A 16,903-nucleotide genomic window follows, 5' to 3' on the forward strand; every position below is an offset into this window, starting at 1 on the left:
ATTTTGAAAATGGGACACTTTCTGTAAAAAGAACTGTTCAGCGAATCAACAAGCGTGGCAGTTCCGAGGTGATTATCGGTTCTCCAAAGAGCAAAACCTCAATCAGAACTGTGCCAATTCCGATATTTTTGCTGGACTTATTATCACAGCATAAAAAAGATAGTAAGCTATTTTTGCTTTCTGGTACGGCAAAACCTGTGGAACCGAGAACGATGCAATATCGCTTCAATGCAGATGAAGAGGAGTTATGTAAGCAGACTTTGCTTATCAGCTTAAATTTATTTGCCGTCAGATTTTTGTCAATATCTGTTTTAAAAGTAACGTGGTTTCTATGTATTTTCTTGTTTTGTCCATGTATGGGCGGAATTGACGAAAGATTGTCTCTTTCTTTTCAAATATTATACCATACTGGAATTTGTTTATACAGCTTGATTTTTGGTTGAATTTGTGGTATTATTTTGTAAAAAGAAAGAGAGGCAAATACAAAATGATTCGAATCGCAATTTGTGATGATGACAAGACTGTTTGCGAACAATTAGAGAGAATAATTTCCAAATTCAATGTAAAATATGAGTATAATCTGCAATATGATAGTTATACAACGTGTGAATTACTTTATCAGCATATTTGCGAGCAAGAGAAATATCATTTAATATTTTTGGATATCGAATTTCCACAGATGAACGGAAATGAATTTGGTGATATGCTCCGAAGATGTATGAAGGATTTCGATACACAAATTATTTTCATTTCCGCAAAGCAAGAATATGCAATGGAGCTATTTAAAGTAAGACCAATTGAATTTCTAGTCAAACCAATTGAAGAAGACAGGGTGATAACAAGTTTATTGAACTTTCTGACATATTATGAAAGTGCAAATCAATTTTTAGAATATAATTATGAAAACATAAGACATCGGATTCGTGTAGATGAAATTCTGTATCTACAGAGTGAACGAAAGAAACTGCAAATCCATACAGTAAAACAAGTAATATCTACATATGGTAAAATTTCAGACATCATTATTACAATGAGAGAACATTTTATTATAATTAAGCGAGGCGTAGCAGTAAACATCAGGCATGTAGTGGATAGCACTTCCAGTGATATTTTATTATCGAATGGAGAGCATTTGAAAATTAGTAGAGGATATCAAGATGAGGTGCGAGATCGACTTGCTGGATTATATTTTGTAAGGTTATAAGGAGTTTAGCATGGAAACAATGTTGTACTTAACATCTAATTTGGTACATGTATATGCAGTCTATATTTTTATTCAAACGTTTTTGGGGAAAAGTCGATTTCGACATCATACGGAATTTTTAACCTATTTGGCTTATTATATTTTGAATAGTGTTTCCTATCTGTTGTTTGATCAACAAACTATAAATATATTGATGAATATAACGCCAATATTTATAATTACGCTTCAATATGAAAAAGTCTCTCTTTTGAAAAGAATATTTGCAGCATTATCTGCCTGTGCATTGGGAATGTTTTTTGATTGGCTCATGGTTTCCATTTCTATGAGTACTGTTTTGATTCAGAGCAGTCTTGTACAATGCATTTTGTATTTGATATTTTCATTTCTGTTTCGGAAGTTCTATCATCCTGATAGAAACTTTATTGCAAGATCAAGATATACATGGTTCCTGATTTTAATTGCAGTGGGAACCATAGGAATTGGAATTCTCACAATTAATGAGAACAGTTCCCACGATATGCTGATTGCAATGGTGCTATTGATGATTAACTTCCTGAATTTCTATATGTATGATCGTGATTTAAAAAATTTACTGACAGAGCATACACTGAAAATGATAGAAACTTCGAATCGGGCATATCAAAATCAACTGCATATTATGAGTGAATCGCAAAAAAGAATTCGTTTTTTACGGCATGATATGAAAAACCATATGCAAAAACTGAGGAATTTTATTTCACAGAATAAATCTCAAGAAGCACTTCATTATTTAGATGAAATGAAAGAATTCATAACTGTTAAAAACGATTTTGTGAATACAGGAAATGAAGATATAAATTGTCTCTTAAATTACAAATTGACTCTTGCGCAAGAGATGGGCGTAGAGTTTATATGTGATATTGTTTTGCCGGATAAATTGAATATTAGCACATTTGATTTGACAGCTATTTTTGGAAATCTACTGGATAATGCACTGCATGCATTGGAACATGTGGAAAAGAAAGTGTTGATAATTCGGATTGAATATATCAAAGGACTGATTCGTTTAGATATGGAGAATACATATGATTCCCAATGGAAATCAAATCAAGACGGCGAGGAACATGGTCTTGGTTTATTAAGTGTTAAAAACACATTAAAACGATATCATGGAAAACTGTATATTTCACCAACAGATACCAAATACTGTGTGACAGCAGTTTTTTATAATGGACTGGATTAAAATATAGATGTAAAGAATGAACCGGGTGTTTTGAAAAAATACCCGGTTTTTGCATTTTGTACCCAAAAATCGTACAACTCGTGCCATAAGTTAGTTTTTGTTCTGTATTTTTTGATATAATATTGGTTGAATAATAGTAAAAAAGAAAATGCTATTATTTAAGAACAAAAGAAAAGATACAAAACGAGAAGAATTACGCAGAGGAACTGCTGTAAAGCAATGAATTTGCATGGAACAGAAGAATAAAAACTGTAAAGACCTTTGATAAATCAACAGGTCAATTGTTCTGTTTTCTATGTGACATTTAGTTGCTTTCAGCAGTTTTTCTGCATTTCATACCCAAAAATCGTACAACTCGTACCATAAGTCATTTTTTTGTCAATTAATATGATATAATGTCAACAGGATGAGTCGTCTCATCAAAACGTATAATCATTATGCCGATAGCATCTGTGAGAGCTATTGGAGCACTTCAAAGAAAGGAAAATGTATTATGAAATCAATTGTAAACCGATTTATGATGATGTTTGGAGGTGTATTTGCTGCATTTGCGTTGATAATTGCAACGATTTCCGCAAATTCTGCCTGCATGTGGATTACACATCAACCGAAGCTGCCAGATGATGTGCGGAAACTGCGCAAGTTTTAATTCGTATCAAAAATGTATTCAGAAAGGAGAACAGTAATGAATCACAAATTAACCAGTGTTTTTGCCGGAGTGTTATCAATTTTATGTGTCGGTCAGGCAGTAATACCAGTTGTCAGCAGTGCCGAAGAAATGACTGCTGCTGAATCTTTTGCTACACCAGTGGCAGAACAGACTGAGGTTGTCTATGCAAACGATCTTACAATTCATGGTTATGTGCAGAAAGGAACTGTTGATGGTTTTACGGCAAGAGATAACGAGCCGGCTTATGTACGTATTTTTAACGGTGATTGGGCTGAGATTGCAACTGCTGAAGTTGCTGCTGACGGCAGTTATACTGTAACTGCAAGCGGCTCAGAGGTGTATCATGTCAAATTTGAGTGTAACGGCTATCTTCCGTTCTACTTGAAAGATTTTGGAACGGGAAGCTATCAGGTTGGTTCCGGAGATTCGGACAATACGGTAACACTCGTGCCCGGAGACACCACATACAATGCGGATAACGACAACCAATGGAGCGATGATGTCTTAAACAGTAACGACATTACATATGTGCAGGACTGTGTTGGTGCAACTTCCTACGTTGCAACGGATTTCAATCTGTCAATGGATCTAAATGACAATGGAATCATTACACAGGAGGAACTGGACGAATTCTGTGCGTTCTATACCAATTTGGATGACAACTCTCCCTATGATTTGTCTGATGAAAGTGCCGATATTGACTATTTTGATGTCAATGACGACGGTATCATCAATCGTTATGACTACTATCTCATGTATGATTTGGTTTACAATGAGAGAAGTCCCGAAATTGTAAATATACCCGATCTTACCGACGACGGTATTTTTGACATAAATGATTTACAGCCGTTCTGGAATCGTATCAGCGAAGCAAATGATCCGGACAAATGGATCTGGGTTTATAACCATGACATGAATCGTGATGGTATTGTCAACAGCGATGATTTCATCACGGAAAGACTTGATTACTACGGAAATCCACCTCTTCCATCGGGAAATTACCATTCTTACATGGACAAGAACGGTAATGGATGCATTGACGAGTCTGACGTGGCATGGTTCCAAGCAGCATATAACTTGTATGGGGATCTGGATTGGGATCAGGCGTTCAAGCGTACATTAACACTCGACGCAAACGGAAAGTTCAACTGGAGCTTGAATCTGCATGATACGAATCTGAATCTAAATGGCTGTGCGCTCTATGTCGGAGACAGCATGTCCTTTACAACCGACATTCCGAAATTCTGGGATAACGGCGAAGGCGCTGAGCTGAATATTAGCGGCGGTTATTTGGAAACAGGAAACAATTTCGTGTTCCGCACAGCATCTCCCGATGGATGGGACGGAACAGCCGGACAAAATATGTATTTAAACGGCGGCTCTGTTGTAATCGGCGGAGACTTTAACTTTGGTCAGGCAAATTGTTACGATACGCTTTGGATGACCAATGACAATGATTATCTGGAAATCAATCATAACTGGAACTACATAACTCTTACCGACATGGAGGGTAAATGGACAGCCGGACTGATCAATTTTCAAGGTCCGACATGGGAAGTAAACGAGGCTTCTGGTGAAAAATCAGTTTACTCTTCCGGCACACATTCTATTCGTTTCTACTATCCGGATGGCAGACAGACGATTCTGTGGGATAATCCGAATGAATACATCAACGCAGAAGACGGAACGCCCAATACCCTGCGTACATTCAACTTTGATTATATTGATCCTACCACCGGTGAATGCCTTGGACTAATCTTCCCGAATGGTTACAGCGAAGAACTGTATTGGTTCCGTCCATGGTTTGAAATTCCTGAGTGGATACCTTATGAACAATGGAAAAATTATCCTGATACAGATAGGGACGGACTTCCTGATAAGGTAGAAAAATATATTGGTACTGATCCGGAAAAAGTAGATACCGATGGAGATGGATTGTCAGATTATGATGAGCTGTTTAAGTCTGTAACCAATCCAACTCTGTATGATACTGATAATGATAGTATTAACGATGGTCTAGAAGATTTCGATAATGATAATTTGAATAATCTTGAAGAGATTGAAAATAAAACAGATTGTCGTAATGAAGATACAGACAGTGATGGTTTAACGGACGGTGAAGAAGTCAAGATTTATCATTCCGATCCTTTAAAGGAAGATACAGACGGCGATACTCTGACTGATGGCGATGACGTCGCTCTTGGTTTCGATCCTACTTTACCTGACACAGACTTTAACGGAATCTTAGACTGTGATGAAAAGATAAGCCAGACATTGACGCTTAATGTAGATGACGAAACTAATCCGATTGAATCGGTTACGGTTTCCTTTAAAGGTACAGGTAATATCAATAAAAATACATCCATCACGGACATCATGGGAAAGGATGTACTCTGCTCCAATGTTGTAGGATTGGTAGGCAATCCGTATGATATTAACTCCACCTCGCAGTTTGACGAAGCAGAACTCAGCTTTAAGATTAGAAAGAACTGTCTTGGTGAAACTACATTTGACGAGCTTGCTATTTTGTGGTATAATGAGGACGAACAAACGTTCGAACTTGTTGACTGCACGCTGGATTCTACAAATAGTGTTGTAAAGGCGACTTTACCACATTTCAGCAAATACATGATCGTCAACCGCAGCGAATGGGCGGAAGCTTGGGCTACCAGTCTGGATTACTCAAAGTACGACTCGTATAATGTTGTATATGCGATTGACTGCTCCGGAAGCATGGATGACTTAGACCCTGAGCCGAGTGCCAATGGAACTGCAAGCAAGAGACATATGGCAGCCAATATTTTAATTGGCGCTATGGAAGAAGATGATCAGGCTGCGGTAATCGGATTTAATTACACGACAAGTCAGCTTTGTGATTTCACAAGCGATCAAAGCGTTTTAAAATCCTCATTGTACAATTTATATCAGGAAGGCTCGACCAACTTTAATCCTGTTTTAAGCGAGTCAATTTCTAAATTAAAAGCAAGCACAGAAACCTCCGAAGAAAAGATCGGAAAAATGGTCATACTGATGTCAGACGGCGGTATGCTGGATGAATTGGATGAGCCTTTAAACGAAACTTTATTAGCGGAAGCTAAAGCAGCGGATATTAAGATTTATACGATTGGTATCGGTGCAGAGGTTGATGAGGAAATTCTGCATAGGATTGCAGAATTGACAGGCGGCGAGTATTACTACGCTTCGACGAATGAAGAAATATCTGATCTTTATACTGAAATAGGTGTTGCCCGAGCAAAAGAAATTGACATGACTGATTTCGATGAGGACGGTTTGCCGGATATCTTTGAAGTTGTTGGAATGCAGTTACAGGATGGTACTGTTATTCATACTGATTCAAATGAACCTGATACAGATGGCGATGGGTTATTGGATGGGGAAGAAATAACAGTACATTACAATGAGATTCTCGGCACAGTAACTTTTACTATGAATTCTGATCCAAATCTTGAGGATACAGATGGAGATGGACTTTTAGATAATGACGAAATGAACATTATTCAAGGAAATATAGTCTATACTTCATCACCATTAAATAATGATACAGATGAAGATGGGATTTTTGATAAATATGATAGTGAGCCATTAAAATCAAATCCATCTTATGATCGCGAAGCTGCACGTGCATATGCACAAAAGTGGAGTGGAGACATCGACACAATTGGTGCGATATTTAATACAGCTCAATATCCGGATTTGTCAAACATAGGAGACTGCGCTAATTTTGTTTCACAATGTTTGAACGCAGGCGGATATGAAATGAATGATCAATGGTATATGGGTAAATCAGGAAATGTTTTCTCATACATAATGAGTATTATTCGTCCGACTGGTAATGGAGCTTATGGATGGACAGTTAACTGGGCTGTTGCATTCGATCAATATGAATATTTTAGTTCTGAAGAATATGCAATGTATTCGATAACGATTAAGCCTGATGAATCAATCGGTGAAGCGATTAAAGGATATAACGTAAGACCCGGAGATTTGTTGTATTTTTGTAATGGAGGAGAAAATCCTACACATGCCACAATTATTACAAGTGTTGAAGACAATGATATCAAATTTTGTGGACATAATAAACCTAGGCTTAACTATCGATTATCTGATGCGAGAGAAGGTTATGATCAAGTTATTATTGTTTGTTTAGTTGGTGATATTTCTTGAAAAGGAAAAGGTATATAGTCCTGGTTTTATTACCAATTGTAATTATCGTATTTATAATAGTCATTAGGTTTACTCGTGTTGTATATTTAAGAGATTTTAATTGCAATGTACCATCTATTTCAGATGCTGAATTTCTTGAGGTATCCGATTTAAGAATGTTGCAACTATTTGGTGATAACGATTCTGAAGAACAGCTGAAAAGTCTGACAAAAGAGATGATACAAAAATCCTATTTTAATAATGATTCGCTAAATTCATTCAGGGAAATAATTGACGATAATTTTTATAAGTGTTTAAATCCAAATTATAATAAAAACACCGAGGTTCAATTAATTAATATAGACTTAGGATGCCTTGCAAATAAAAGTAAAGCTATTGTTTATTGGTCAAATGAATGCTATTATAATCCACAAAATGATGTTACTAACTGTGAGTTGAATACGCATAACTTGCCATACGACAGACTATATTTTGAAAAGATTGATGGTGAGTGGAAGGTTGTTGATTTTGTACAGCTTGCATGATACCAACTATGATGTAGATTTATTTATTACCCAATTCGATCTGTGTCTGTGATTGCGTTACAAAGAATCGAGAGGCAATTGTCATATGCTTTTGCTTCTTGTATAAGGGATAGTATGGAATCATAAAAAGATAAAAGCAGTTTGCTGATTGTTTTCACAAGCTGCTTTTTCATTTCACATCTATTTAAAATCAGAAAAAATAGTCTTGGTGAAACTGCATTTGACGACCTCGCTATTTTGTGGTATAATGAGGATGAACAAACATTCGAACTTGTTGACTGCACGCTGGATTCTGCAAACAGCGTTGTAACGGCAACGTTGCCGCATTTCAGCAAGTACATGATTGTCAATCGAACAAAGTGGCTCGAAATTTGGGAAACCAACCTGGATTACTCGAAGTATGATTCCTATAATATCGTTTTTGCAATCGATTGTTCCGGAAGCATGGAAGATTTAGACCCAGAACCGAATGCCAGCGGAACCGCCAGCAAACGTCATATGGCAGCCAATAACCTGATTGCCGCAATGGAAGAAAACGATGAAGCCGCTGTAATTGGATTTAATTACACTACTAGTTTGCTCTGCGACTTTACAAGTGATCCAAGCGCACTAAGATCAGCATTGTACACTTTGTATCAGGAGGGCTCCACCAACTTTAATCCCGTTTTGAGTGAATCTATCTCTAAGCTGCAAGTGCATACAGAAACGTCAGAAGATGAAATCGGGAAAATGATTATCTTGATATCTGACGGTGGCATGTTGGATGAGTTAGATGATCCCCTGAATGAAAGCCTGCTGATGGAAGCCAAAAATGCAGATATCAAAATCTATACGGTTGGTGTTGGTGCAGAGGTCAACGAAGAAATTCTGCATAAGATTGCAGAAGCGACAGGCGGCGAGTATTACTACGCTTCAACGAATGAAGAAATATCTGATTTGTCTACAAAGATTGGCGCTACCAGAGCCAAAGACATTGATATGACGGATTCTGACGAAGATGGCTTGCCGGATGTTTTCGAAATTGCAGGGATGCAGGTGCAGGAAGGAGGAATTGTTTACACTGCCTGGGATAATCCGGATACAGATGGCGATGGACTATTAGATGGTGAAGAAATTATTGTACATAACAATTGGTCAACTGGAACTGTTACTTTTACTATGGTTTCTGATCCGAGGCTGGTGGATTCAGATGGAGATGGAATTGAAGATGCTGAGGATGAGGAACCTTTAATTCCTATTTCAAATGAAGAGTTAGAAATAAAAGAGTTTTTTGAAAATGCTGAGTATTTTGAAATACGATTTGTGTTAGAAAACCCTTTGTTAAAAGAGAAGGAAATTCAAAAGGCAATTAAATGCGTTGAAATTTGTCGAGAATATTATGGTAGCAACGACTGGGATGCTATTCATGAAGAATTTTATGAAGCAGAAATTGTACCGGCTCCTGATCCGAATAGACCTTGGTATGAAAAAATTTTAGATTTAATATTATATATAGATGATGTTAAAATGTTATTAGCTGAATATGAAAACTATTCAGTTGGCACAAGTTTTGCAGAACTTACAGAGTGTGCATATGAGTCTTGGAGTGAAACTGCAAGATTTGCAGCTTCTATATGGCTTTTCGGCGTTTCAGATGCCTATTGTCGGGACATTTCAAGTTGGGATTATTCGTCAGAATATAAGCTTTCTTTAGAACGAGAACAGTCATTAAAAACATATGTTGAAGTAAAAGCTGCTTCCGAATCAGGTGCTTCAAAAATTAATTTTTCTGATAAGGCAGATGCTCATTTGACCAATGTAGAAGGCTTCAATAAAGGTAGACAAGGTATCGTTGGAGGACATAAATTGCAAGCTATAGAAGAATACTCTCAATCCATAAGACCAATTCAAATTGTAAAAAAACATCAAGTAATGTAAATGGTATCATGGAAATTGAATATAAAGTTGCTAAACTTGATGCTAAGGGTAATGCTATTGAAGGTGAATGGTTAAATCAAACATATAGAAAAACTGTTTATGATTCATCAATCATCTCTGATGCTGAAATTATGAAATGTGCAAGAGAAGCTTTAGAATCAGCGTCAGTAGAAATTATAAATGGAGAAATATATGTTAAAGGCGTAGCTTCCAATGATTTATGGTTTGAAGGATGGATAAGTAGTGAAACAGGAGAAATTATTTCCTACTATCCTATTATTCCGTAAGGAGCGTTAAATGAACAGTTTAGATAACATTATTGCAAGGCTTGAAAAAAAGTCCAAAAATATAGAGTGTGCATTTGTGTGATTTATCTGATTAGCGAAAATCATGGTGTTGCTTTTATGCTTCGTCATTTTCTTCAGGAGTATGGATATGGGAACGAAGTTTATGGCTATAATTTCCCAAATATATATGAACCGTACGAATCAAATGATACAAATTATTTTGAAAGTGGAATTCAATTTTATTTTCATGATAAGATACAGCTTATATCAAATTCAGACTTTGCAACTCTTATTAATCAATTCTGTGAAGCGTATATAGGAACAGAATCGAAGGAAATAAACGAACTTATAAATGAAGTAATAAAAAGATTTTCGGCATAAAAGCACAGCTATTATGAATTACTCTTCATATTTCTTAACTACCTTGGAGTAACCCTGCGCAAGTAGGAGTTACTCCTTCTTTTTTGTCATGAAGCTTTAAGAATTATTTTGAAAAAAATTACAGCTGAATTTATTTTCATTAAAAGTCAGAGATTTTCAAAGTGAAATCTCTGACTTTTTGCATTTCATACCCAAAAACCATACCACTCGTACCATAAGACGTTTTTTTGTCAGATTTTATGATATAATGTCAACAGGATGAGTTGTCTCATCGAAACGTACAATCAATATGCCTATAGCATCTGTGAGAGCTATAGAGCACTTCAGAGAAAGGAAGATGTATTATGAAATCAACAGTAAACCGGTTTATGATGATGTTTGGAGGTGTATTTGCCGCATTCGCACTGATGATTGCAACTATATCCGCAAACTCTGCCTGCATGTGGATTACACATCAACCAAAACTACCGGATGATGTCAAGAAGCTGCGGAAATTCTAATGTTTGCAACGACATCCGAAAAAATTGTGAAAAAACTGGAGCAACAGCAAATTGTATCAACTGAACAGAGCTCGATTTATCAATATGGGATCAATCAAGCTTTGAATACCATGTTGAATATTTTCACGTTTCTGGTCATTGGCTTGTTGTTTCACATGGTAGTGGAAACTGTTATTTTTACAGCTGGATATATTCCGTTTCGAATTTATGCTGGAGGGTTTCATGCGAAAACACCATGTAGATGCTGGCTGTTATCTGGATGTATGCTCATAGTTGTTCTAACGCTGCTTTTTTATGTAAAGCAATTTTATGTCGCTTTTCACATCGTTTCTGTTATTTCTGCAGGGGTGATTCTGTGGAGAATGCCCGTAGAGGATCTCAATAAGCCTTTAGATGCCACAGAAAAACGTGTCTATAAAAAGCGTGGTATTATTGTATTTACACTAGAAGCTATACTTGTAGTGTTGCTTCAAATTTTTCACATGAATCGCATCTCAAACAGCGTTCAGATAGTTTGGATTATGCTTAGTATTATGCTGCTTTTGGGAATGTTGAAAAATACGTTGGTCAAGAATCGTAATTAAACAGCATCATTAGTATCATTAAATAGAAAATGGTATCATAGTGATGCTGTTTTTTAATGTGGAAGTATAGGAAACATTAGTAGAAAATATTTCTGTTATTTTACAGCATTATCGCTTATCGCCAGTATTGCTATTATTTTACTGTCACCTGTGGAGGAGCAGAACAAACCCTTGGATGAGAAAGAACATCATGTATATCATATCAGGGCAACGTTAATTATGTTTGCGGAAATCATGATAGCAATTGTCATATACATATTGCAGTTTAAGCACATATTGATGTTAATTGAAATGGTTTGGCGTTTATTAACAGTAATGCTGCTTTTTGGAAAATGGAGAAATTACAGAACTGAAAGAAAGAAGGAGGATATTGATGAATAAAAACATACGCCGAGTTATTTCCGGCACATTATCCCTTTTACTTGTTGGACAGATCATGGTCTTCGGTGACGGCGCGTCTCAAGGCATCTTGCATGCTGATACTATCGCTTCTGCAGCAGAAGCAATTGAGGGTGCAAAAAACGCCAACCAGCTTGCTGACGAATTTGAAGAAGCCACCGAAGGCTTAGGCGAAGTAGAATACTTTGGTTCATCAGAAAATGAGATCGCAACGGTGAGCGATGATGTCAATGACATGGAATCTGATGCTAACATTATGCCTCTAAGTGAAGATGAGGAACCTGAATTTGCAGCAGAATTGACTCTTAATGGTTATGTAAAGAAAGGTACAGTAGGTGATTATACTGCTTCTGATAACACACCAATTTACATACGTATTTATGACGGAGATTGGAATGAAGTTTATAGTTGGGAAGTTGCTGAAAATCAAGAGTACACAGTAACTGCTGACTATCTAGATGTTTATCATGTTAAGTATGAATGCGATGGTTACCTGCCGTTCTATTTAAAAGATTTCGGAACCGGTTCCTATCGGGTTGGAACCGGTGAATCAACAAATACTGTAACTCTTGTTCCCGGTGATACCACATACAATGCAGATAGTGATAATCAGTGGAGCGATGATGTTATCAATGCAAACGATGTTGCATATGTGCAGAGTTGTTTAGGCGCACACCGAGGAAATAGTAATTTCAATCCCAGTATGGATACAGATGGAGATGGAGAGATTTCAGAAGCTGAAAAAAATGCTTTTTTGCAATTTTATACCGATCTGGGTAATGAACAGATTGATATCAGCGATATGAACGCAAATTATTATGACGTTAACGATGATGGTGTAATCAATTTTAATGATTACCTTGATTTATATGGCTATTATTATGATTTGGCAGATAGACCTGCTAGCGTACCTGATTTTAACAGTAATGGAACGTTCGATGAGAGTGACGTTAATGATTACTACAATTACATATTCGAAAGTGAAGCTGGCTCTGAAGTTGCCATGTATTATAACTATGATCTTGACAACAATGGGATCATTGAATATGCTGATCAGGCATGGGTAGATTATTATGCCGGTTTGAAAGACACTTCAGATAACTACTATGCATATATGGACAAGGATGACAATGGCACAATCGAAGATTTCGATGTAGCTTGGTTCTCCGCAGCATATGCACAGTCCGGCGATTTGGATTGGGATCATGCATTCAAAAGATCACTGACAGTTTTGGAAAATGGATATTTTCCGTATAGTTTGAATTTGCATGATACCAATTTAAATCTGGGTGAATGTGCACTGTATGTCGGCGATTGTATGTCCTTTACAACAGACATTCCAAAGTTTTGGTCTGGTGGTCAAGGAGCAACATTGAATATTAATGGCGGTTATCTGAAAGTTGCCAATAATCTGGTATTCCGTACTGCCTCTCCAGATGGCTGGGACGGAAACGCAGGACAGAATATGCGACTGAATGGTGGCACAGTGATTGTCGGCGGCGACTTTAACTTTGGTCAAGCGAACTGCTATGATACTATCTGGATGACAAATAGTGCAGATTGGCTCGAAGTATACGGTAACTGGAATTACATTACATTGACTGATATGGAAGGAAAATGGACAGCAGGTAATATCTGTTTCTTTGGACCAATCTGGGAAGTCAATGAAGCTTCCGGACCAAAATCTATTTACTCTTCTGGTTCACAAGTAATTCATTTTGGATATGAAGGCGGCAAACAAACTGTTCTTTGGGATAACTGTGAAACCTATATCAATAATGAAGACGGCTCTCTGAACACGGAAAGAACCTTTAATTTTGATGGTGGAATTGATTTCCTATATGATTTTACCGAAGAAAATTACTGGTTTCGTCCATGGTTCCGTCCGTATGATGAACCGGATTATACTCTTTATCGCAAAGGTTGGGAAATGGGCGATGGTGTACACATTGCAACTGGTAACTATACAAAAACCTTTACAGATTTGAGTATTGAATCTCCAGGAGTTCAATCTGATTTTATCCGCACTTACAATTCTACAAGCGATGAAGAAGGTTCATTCGGTATCGGCTGGGACTTCAACATCGATGTTAGTAAAATTGTCATTCCAGCTGAGGGATATTATCAAGTTGTACTTCCCGATGGCTCCAACACGACTTTCAAAGATGACGGTAATGGCGGATTTGAGTGCCTGAATGCACACAGCACTATGACAAAGTCTGGAAGCGAATATACGGTTACCAATGCAGCACAGTCACAGTATCACTTCAATACAGACGGTGAATTGGATTGGGTTAAGGACGCAGAGGGCAATATTCTGACGATTTCAGCAATATCGAATAATCAGCGTACTGTAACAGATTCCACTGGCAGAACTTATATGATTATCTACAACGGAAACAGCGAACATTCCCGTGTTACTGAAATTAAGGATACCGCTGCAAATCGTTCGGTTGTTTATGGATACAACAGTGATTATCAATTGATTTCAGCAACCAGCGTTTCCGGCGGCACTGAAACATATGAGTACGACGGAAACGGCAGACTCTGCAAAATCACAAACTGCTACAATGAAGTAACTGACCAGATCGTATACAACGATAATGGTTCTGTGAACTGGCTGACGAATGCTTCCGGTCTAAAACAGGTGTATACCTATGATAAGGCACAGAAACAGACAGGACTGAAAGAGTATGACGGCGATACGCTGGTAAAAACGTATACATATGACTATGATGAAAAGTACGCTGTAAATACCAACAAAGTTGAAACTGACGGTCAGATCTATGAAGTTGACAAAATCACTTATAGCACTGTAGATGGTGAAAACAAATATGATGAAATGATTGAAAGTGTTGACATCATGGGTAATACGACAAAGTACGACCGTGATGCTAACGGTAATGTCATCAAGACCACCAATGCGGATGGCACATACACGCTTGCTAATTATAACAGCAAAAATAGTGTTGTTGCAGAAGTAGATGAATTGGGATATGCAACGATTAAGGCATATGATTCTAATGGTACTCGTCTGATCAAAGAGGCAACCAGCTTACAGCCACTTTCTCAGTCTGATATTGATACAGTAACTGCTGTAAGTTTTGATCCAATAAAATACTTGACAGAAAACGAAAGCAGTTATGCAATCACCAGTCACGAATATTATGCAGACAGCTATGTCAGTGGTGTTGCAGGTTTGATTCGTGCTACAACTGATCCTGAAGGTAATGTTACTGAATATGATTATTATCAGGATGGTATTGGCAAAGGTCTGGTAAAGACAAAAACGCTGAAAAGTGGAAATACCATAGTAAACACTGTTGCGTATGAGTACAATGCGCAGTTGCATGTATCTAAGGAAACCACAAGCTATGACTTGTCCCAAAATCTTTATTCTGTGAAGGAATACGAGTATGACAGCTTCAACAATGTAACGGTTACCAGAGATTATGGTACAGGCAGCACACCGGCAACGACCATTGCAGAATACGATCTGTTGAGTCGTAAAACAGCGGAATATGCACCGAATTATTCTTCTGATAAGAGCCATGGTACGCTGACAACCTATTATCCGGATGGCAATGTGAAAACAGAAACCGATGCGGAAGGCAATGTCACATCTTATGAGTATGATGCCTATGGACAGATAACGAAAAAAACCAATCCGGACGGCACCATGAACCTGACGGAATACGATGGCTTGCAGCGGGAAAAGGCAACATATTTTCAAGGTAGCGAAAATGGAACCAAACAGATTCTGACACAGGTTGCCTATGAATTTGCAGGATATAATTTTGACATTTACACGGCGCTTGACAGTTCATCCTCTCACTCCTGTAAGGGACTGAAAACGACCAAAACAACCTATATTACAGCAGATAAACAGGTGGTTTCCGAAACTCTGACTGATATCAAGGAACACACCATTTACGAAAAGACCAATGGCGAAACCAAACGTACCAGCGCATACTATGCCAACGGTCAGCTGGCTCGCCAGACAGACGCACTGGGCAATACGACAAAGTATGAGTACGGCTATCTGAACAAGGTTACTAAGACTTACACACCGTTCAATACCAAATCAGATGGTTCTGTCAATTACTCCGTAACGGAAAATCAGTATGACAAGAACGGTAATGTAATTCTGACAAAGCAAACTGTGCAGAAGCAGGATTCCAGCACCGCAAAGTACAGCGTGACACAAAACCAGTACAATGCACAGGGCTTGCTGACACAGGTAACACTGAGCGACGGTACTTCCAATGGTGAGAAGAATATCACCAAGTATTTTTACAATAACGCTGGTATTCAGACGAAGATGTACACGGGTTTGAGCAGTGCAAACGATTCTGACTATATGACTACCAATTATGAGTATGATGCATGGGGACATTTGGTAAGAACGACTGACAGCACTGGTTACAACTCAGGTACAACCACTTATGATCTGAATGGTAATGCACTGACTGTAACCGATTCCAACGGCAATGTGACGACCAACACCTATGACGCTCTGAATCGTGTGTTGACTGCGAATACAGTTTGCAGTGATACCTCCAAAGATGTGTCGAAATCTTATGTTTACGACAATATGGGAAGAGTACAGAGCAAAACTGCCAATGGTGTACAGACAAGTTATCAGTACGATATCTTTGGACGTGTTTATCAGGAACTTAGCCCAAAATCTTTTAAGGGCTATTTCTATGAGGGCGTATCTCAGTATGCGAAGGAGCAGTTGGTTGGTATTAATCATCAGACAATTTATTCCTCCACGCAATATGAATACGATGCTGAAATGCGTGTTATTAAGGTAAAGGAAAGCGGCAATGAAACAGCTTCCTATACTTATGATGCAAATGGCAACAAAGCAAGTGAAACGCTGGCAAACGGTGTGGTTTCGACTTACACATACAATGGCTGCAATAAGATTACAAAGCTTGTGACGAAATCCGGCAATTCGACGATTTCTGAGTACGAATATTCGTACTATTTAGATGGTTCTGACGCTTGCAAAGTACGCAGTGAAA

12 protein-coding genes and 1 pseudogene are annotated in these 16,903 nt (G+C 37.7%); all 13 read left to right on the plus strand.

The genetic code is table 11. The annotated features are described in order from the left end of the window. Window positions 1-443 (plus strand): annotated as a pseudogene (locus QZ375_RS11535) (hypothetical protein); the annotation flags it as partial. Window positions 444-487: 44 nt separating this feature from the next. Continuing rightward, window positions 488-1,204 (plus strand): LytTR family DNA-binding domain-containing protein, encoded by a 717-nt coding sequence (locus tag QZ375_RS11540; protein WP_295219336.1) that lies wholly within the window; start codon window positions 488-490, stop codon window positions 1,202-1,204. Window positions 1,205-1,214: 10 nt separating this feature from the next. Then, the gene (locus QZ375_RS11545; protein WP_295219338.1) at window positions 1,215-2,426 is read left to right on the plus strand and encodes a GHKL domain-containing protein; all 1,212 of its coding nucleotides are present in this window, start codon (window positions 1,215-1,217) and stop codon (window positions 2,424-2,426) included. 493 nt (window positions 2,427-2,919) lie between these two features. After that, the gene (locus QZ375_RS11550) at window positions 2,920-3,075 is read left to right on the plus strand and encodes a cyclic lactone autoinducer peptide (RefSeq protein ID WP_295219340.1); all 156 of its coding nucleotides are present in this window, start codon (window positions 2,920-2,922) and stop codon (window positions 3,073-3,075) included. A gap of 36 nt (window positions 3,076-3,111) precedes the next feature. Further along, window positions 3,112-7,281: an amidase domain-containing protein gene (locus tag QZ375_RS11555; protein WP_295219342.1), complete on the plus strand. Its 4,170-nt coding sequence runs from the start codon at window positions 3,112-3,114 to the stop codon at window positions 7,279-7,281. Beyond that, window positions 7,278-7,805 carry a hypothetical protein gene (locus tag QZ375_RS11560; protein ID WP_295219344.1) on the plus strand — a complete coding sequence of 176 codons (528 nt, stop codon included), beginning with the start codon at window positions 7,278-7,280 and terminating at the stop codon, window positions 7,803-7,805. The genes QZ375_RS11555 and QZ375_RS11560 overlap by 4 nt, the downstream gene beginning before the upstream one ends. 141 nt (window positions 7,806-7,946) lie before the next feature. After that, on the plus strand, window positions 7,947-9,722 hold the full coding sequence (locus tag QZ375_RS11565) for a VWA domain-containing protein (protein WP_295219346.1): 1,776 nt from the start codon (window positions 7,947-7,949) through the stop codon (window positions 9,720-9,722). A gap of 8 nt (window positions 9,723-9,730) precedes the next feature. Continuing rightward, window positions 9,731-10,009 carry a CdiA family toxin C-terminal domain-containing protein gene (locus QZ375_RS11570; RefSeq protein ID WP_295219349.1) on the plus strand — a complete coding sequence of 93 codons (279 nt, stop codon included), beginning with the start codon at window positions 9,731-9,733 and terminating at the stop codon, window positions 10,007-10,009. Window positions 10,010-10,087: 78 nt separating this feature from the next. Next, window positions 10,088-10,390 (plus strand): hypothetical protein, encoded by a 303-nt coding sequence (locus QZ375_RS11575; RefSeq protein ID WP_295219351.1) that lies wholly within the window; start codon window positions 10,088-10,090, stop codon window positions 10,388-10,390. A gap of 344 nt (window positions 10,391-10,734) precedes the next feature. Continuing rightward, window positions 10,735-10,890 carry a cyclic lactone autoinducer peptide gene (locus QZ375_RS11580; RefSeq protein WP_295219353.1) on the plus strand — a complete coding sequence of 52 codons (156 nt, stop codon included), beginning with the start codon at window positions 10,735-10,737 and terminating at the stop codon, window positions 10,888-10,890. Beyond that, complete coding sequence (locus QZ375_RS11585; protein ID WP_295219355.1) at window positions 10,890-11,474, plus strand: accessory gene regulator B family protein; 585 nt, start codon at window positions 10,890-10,892, stop codon at window positions 11,472-11,474. Before QZ375_RS11580 ends, QZ375_RS11585 begins: the two co-directional genes overlap by 1 nt. 75 nt (window positions 11,475-11,549) lie before the next feature. Continuing rightward, complete coding sequence (locus QZ375_RS11590) at window positions 11,550-11,855, plus strand: accessory gene regulator B family protein (RefSeq protein ID WP_295219359.1); 306 nt, start codon at window positions 11,550-11,552, stop codon at window positions 11,853-11,855. Continuing rightward, window positions 11,848-16,903 (plus strand): DUF6531 domain-containing protein (locus QZ375_RS11595; protein ID WP_295219357.1); only part of this gene is annotated, 5,056 nt, incomplete at its 3' end. The genes QZ375_RS11590 and QZ375_RS11595, both read left to right, overlap by 8 nt.

It is taken from the genome of Ruminococcus sp. (genome assembly GCF_019417665.1).
Classification (GTDB): Bacteria; Bacillota; Clostridia; order Oscillospirales; family Ruminococcaceae; genus Ruminococcus_C.

Excerpts from the sequence above, each read along its gene's own strand:
- QZ375_RS11540 (WP_295219336.1), top strand. The coding sequence starts at position 488 with ATGATTCGAATCGCAATTTGTGATGATGACAAGACTGTTTGCGAACAA.
- QZ375_RS11545 (WP_295219338.1), top strand. The coding sequence starts at position 1,215 with ATGGAAACAATGTTGTACTTAACATCTAATTTGGTACATGTATATGCA.
- QZ375_RS11550 (WP_295219340.1), top strand. The coding sequence starts at position 2,920 with ATGAAATCAATTGTAAACCGATTTATGATGATGTTTGGAGGTGTATTT.
- QZ375_RS11555 (WP_295219342.1), top strand. The coding sequence starts at position 3,112 with ATGAATCACAAATTAACCAGTGTTTTTGCCGGAGTGTTATCAATTTTA.
- QZ375_RS11570 (WP_295219349.1), top strand. The coding sequence starts at position 9,731 with ATGGAAATTGAATATAAAGTTGCTAAACTTGATGCTAAGGGTAATGCT.
- QZ375_RS11580 (WP_295219353.1), top strand. The coding sequence starts at position 10,735 with ATGAAATCAACAGTAAACCGGTTTATGATGATGTTTGGAGGTGTATTT.
- QZ375_RS11585 (WP_295219355.1), top strand. The coding sequence starts at position 10,890 with ATGTTTGCAACGACATCCGAAAAAATTGTGAAAAAACTGGAGCAACAG.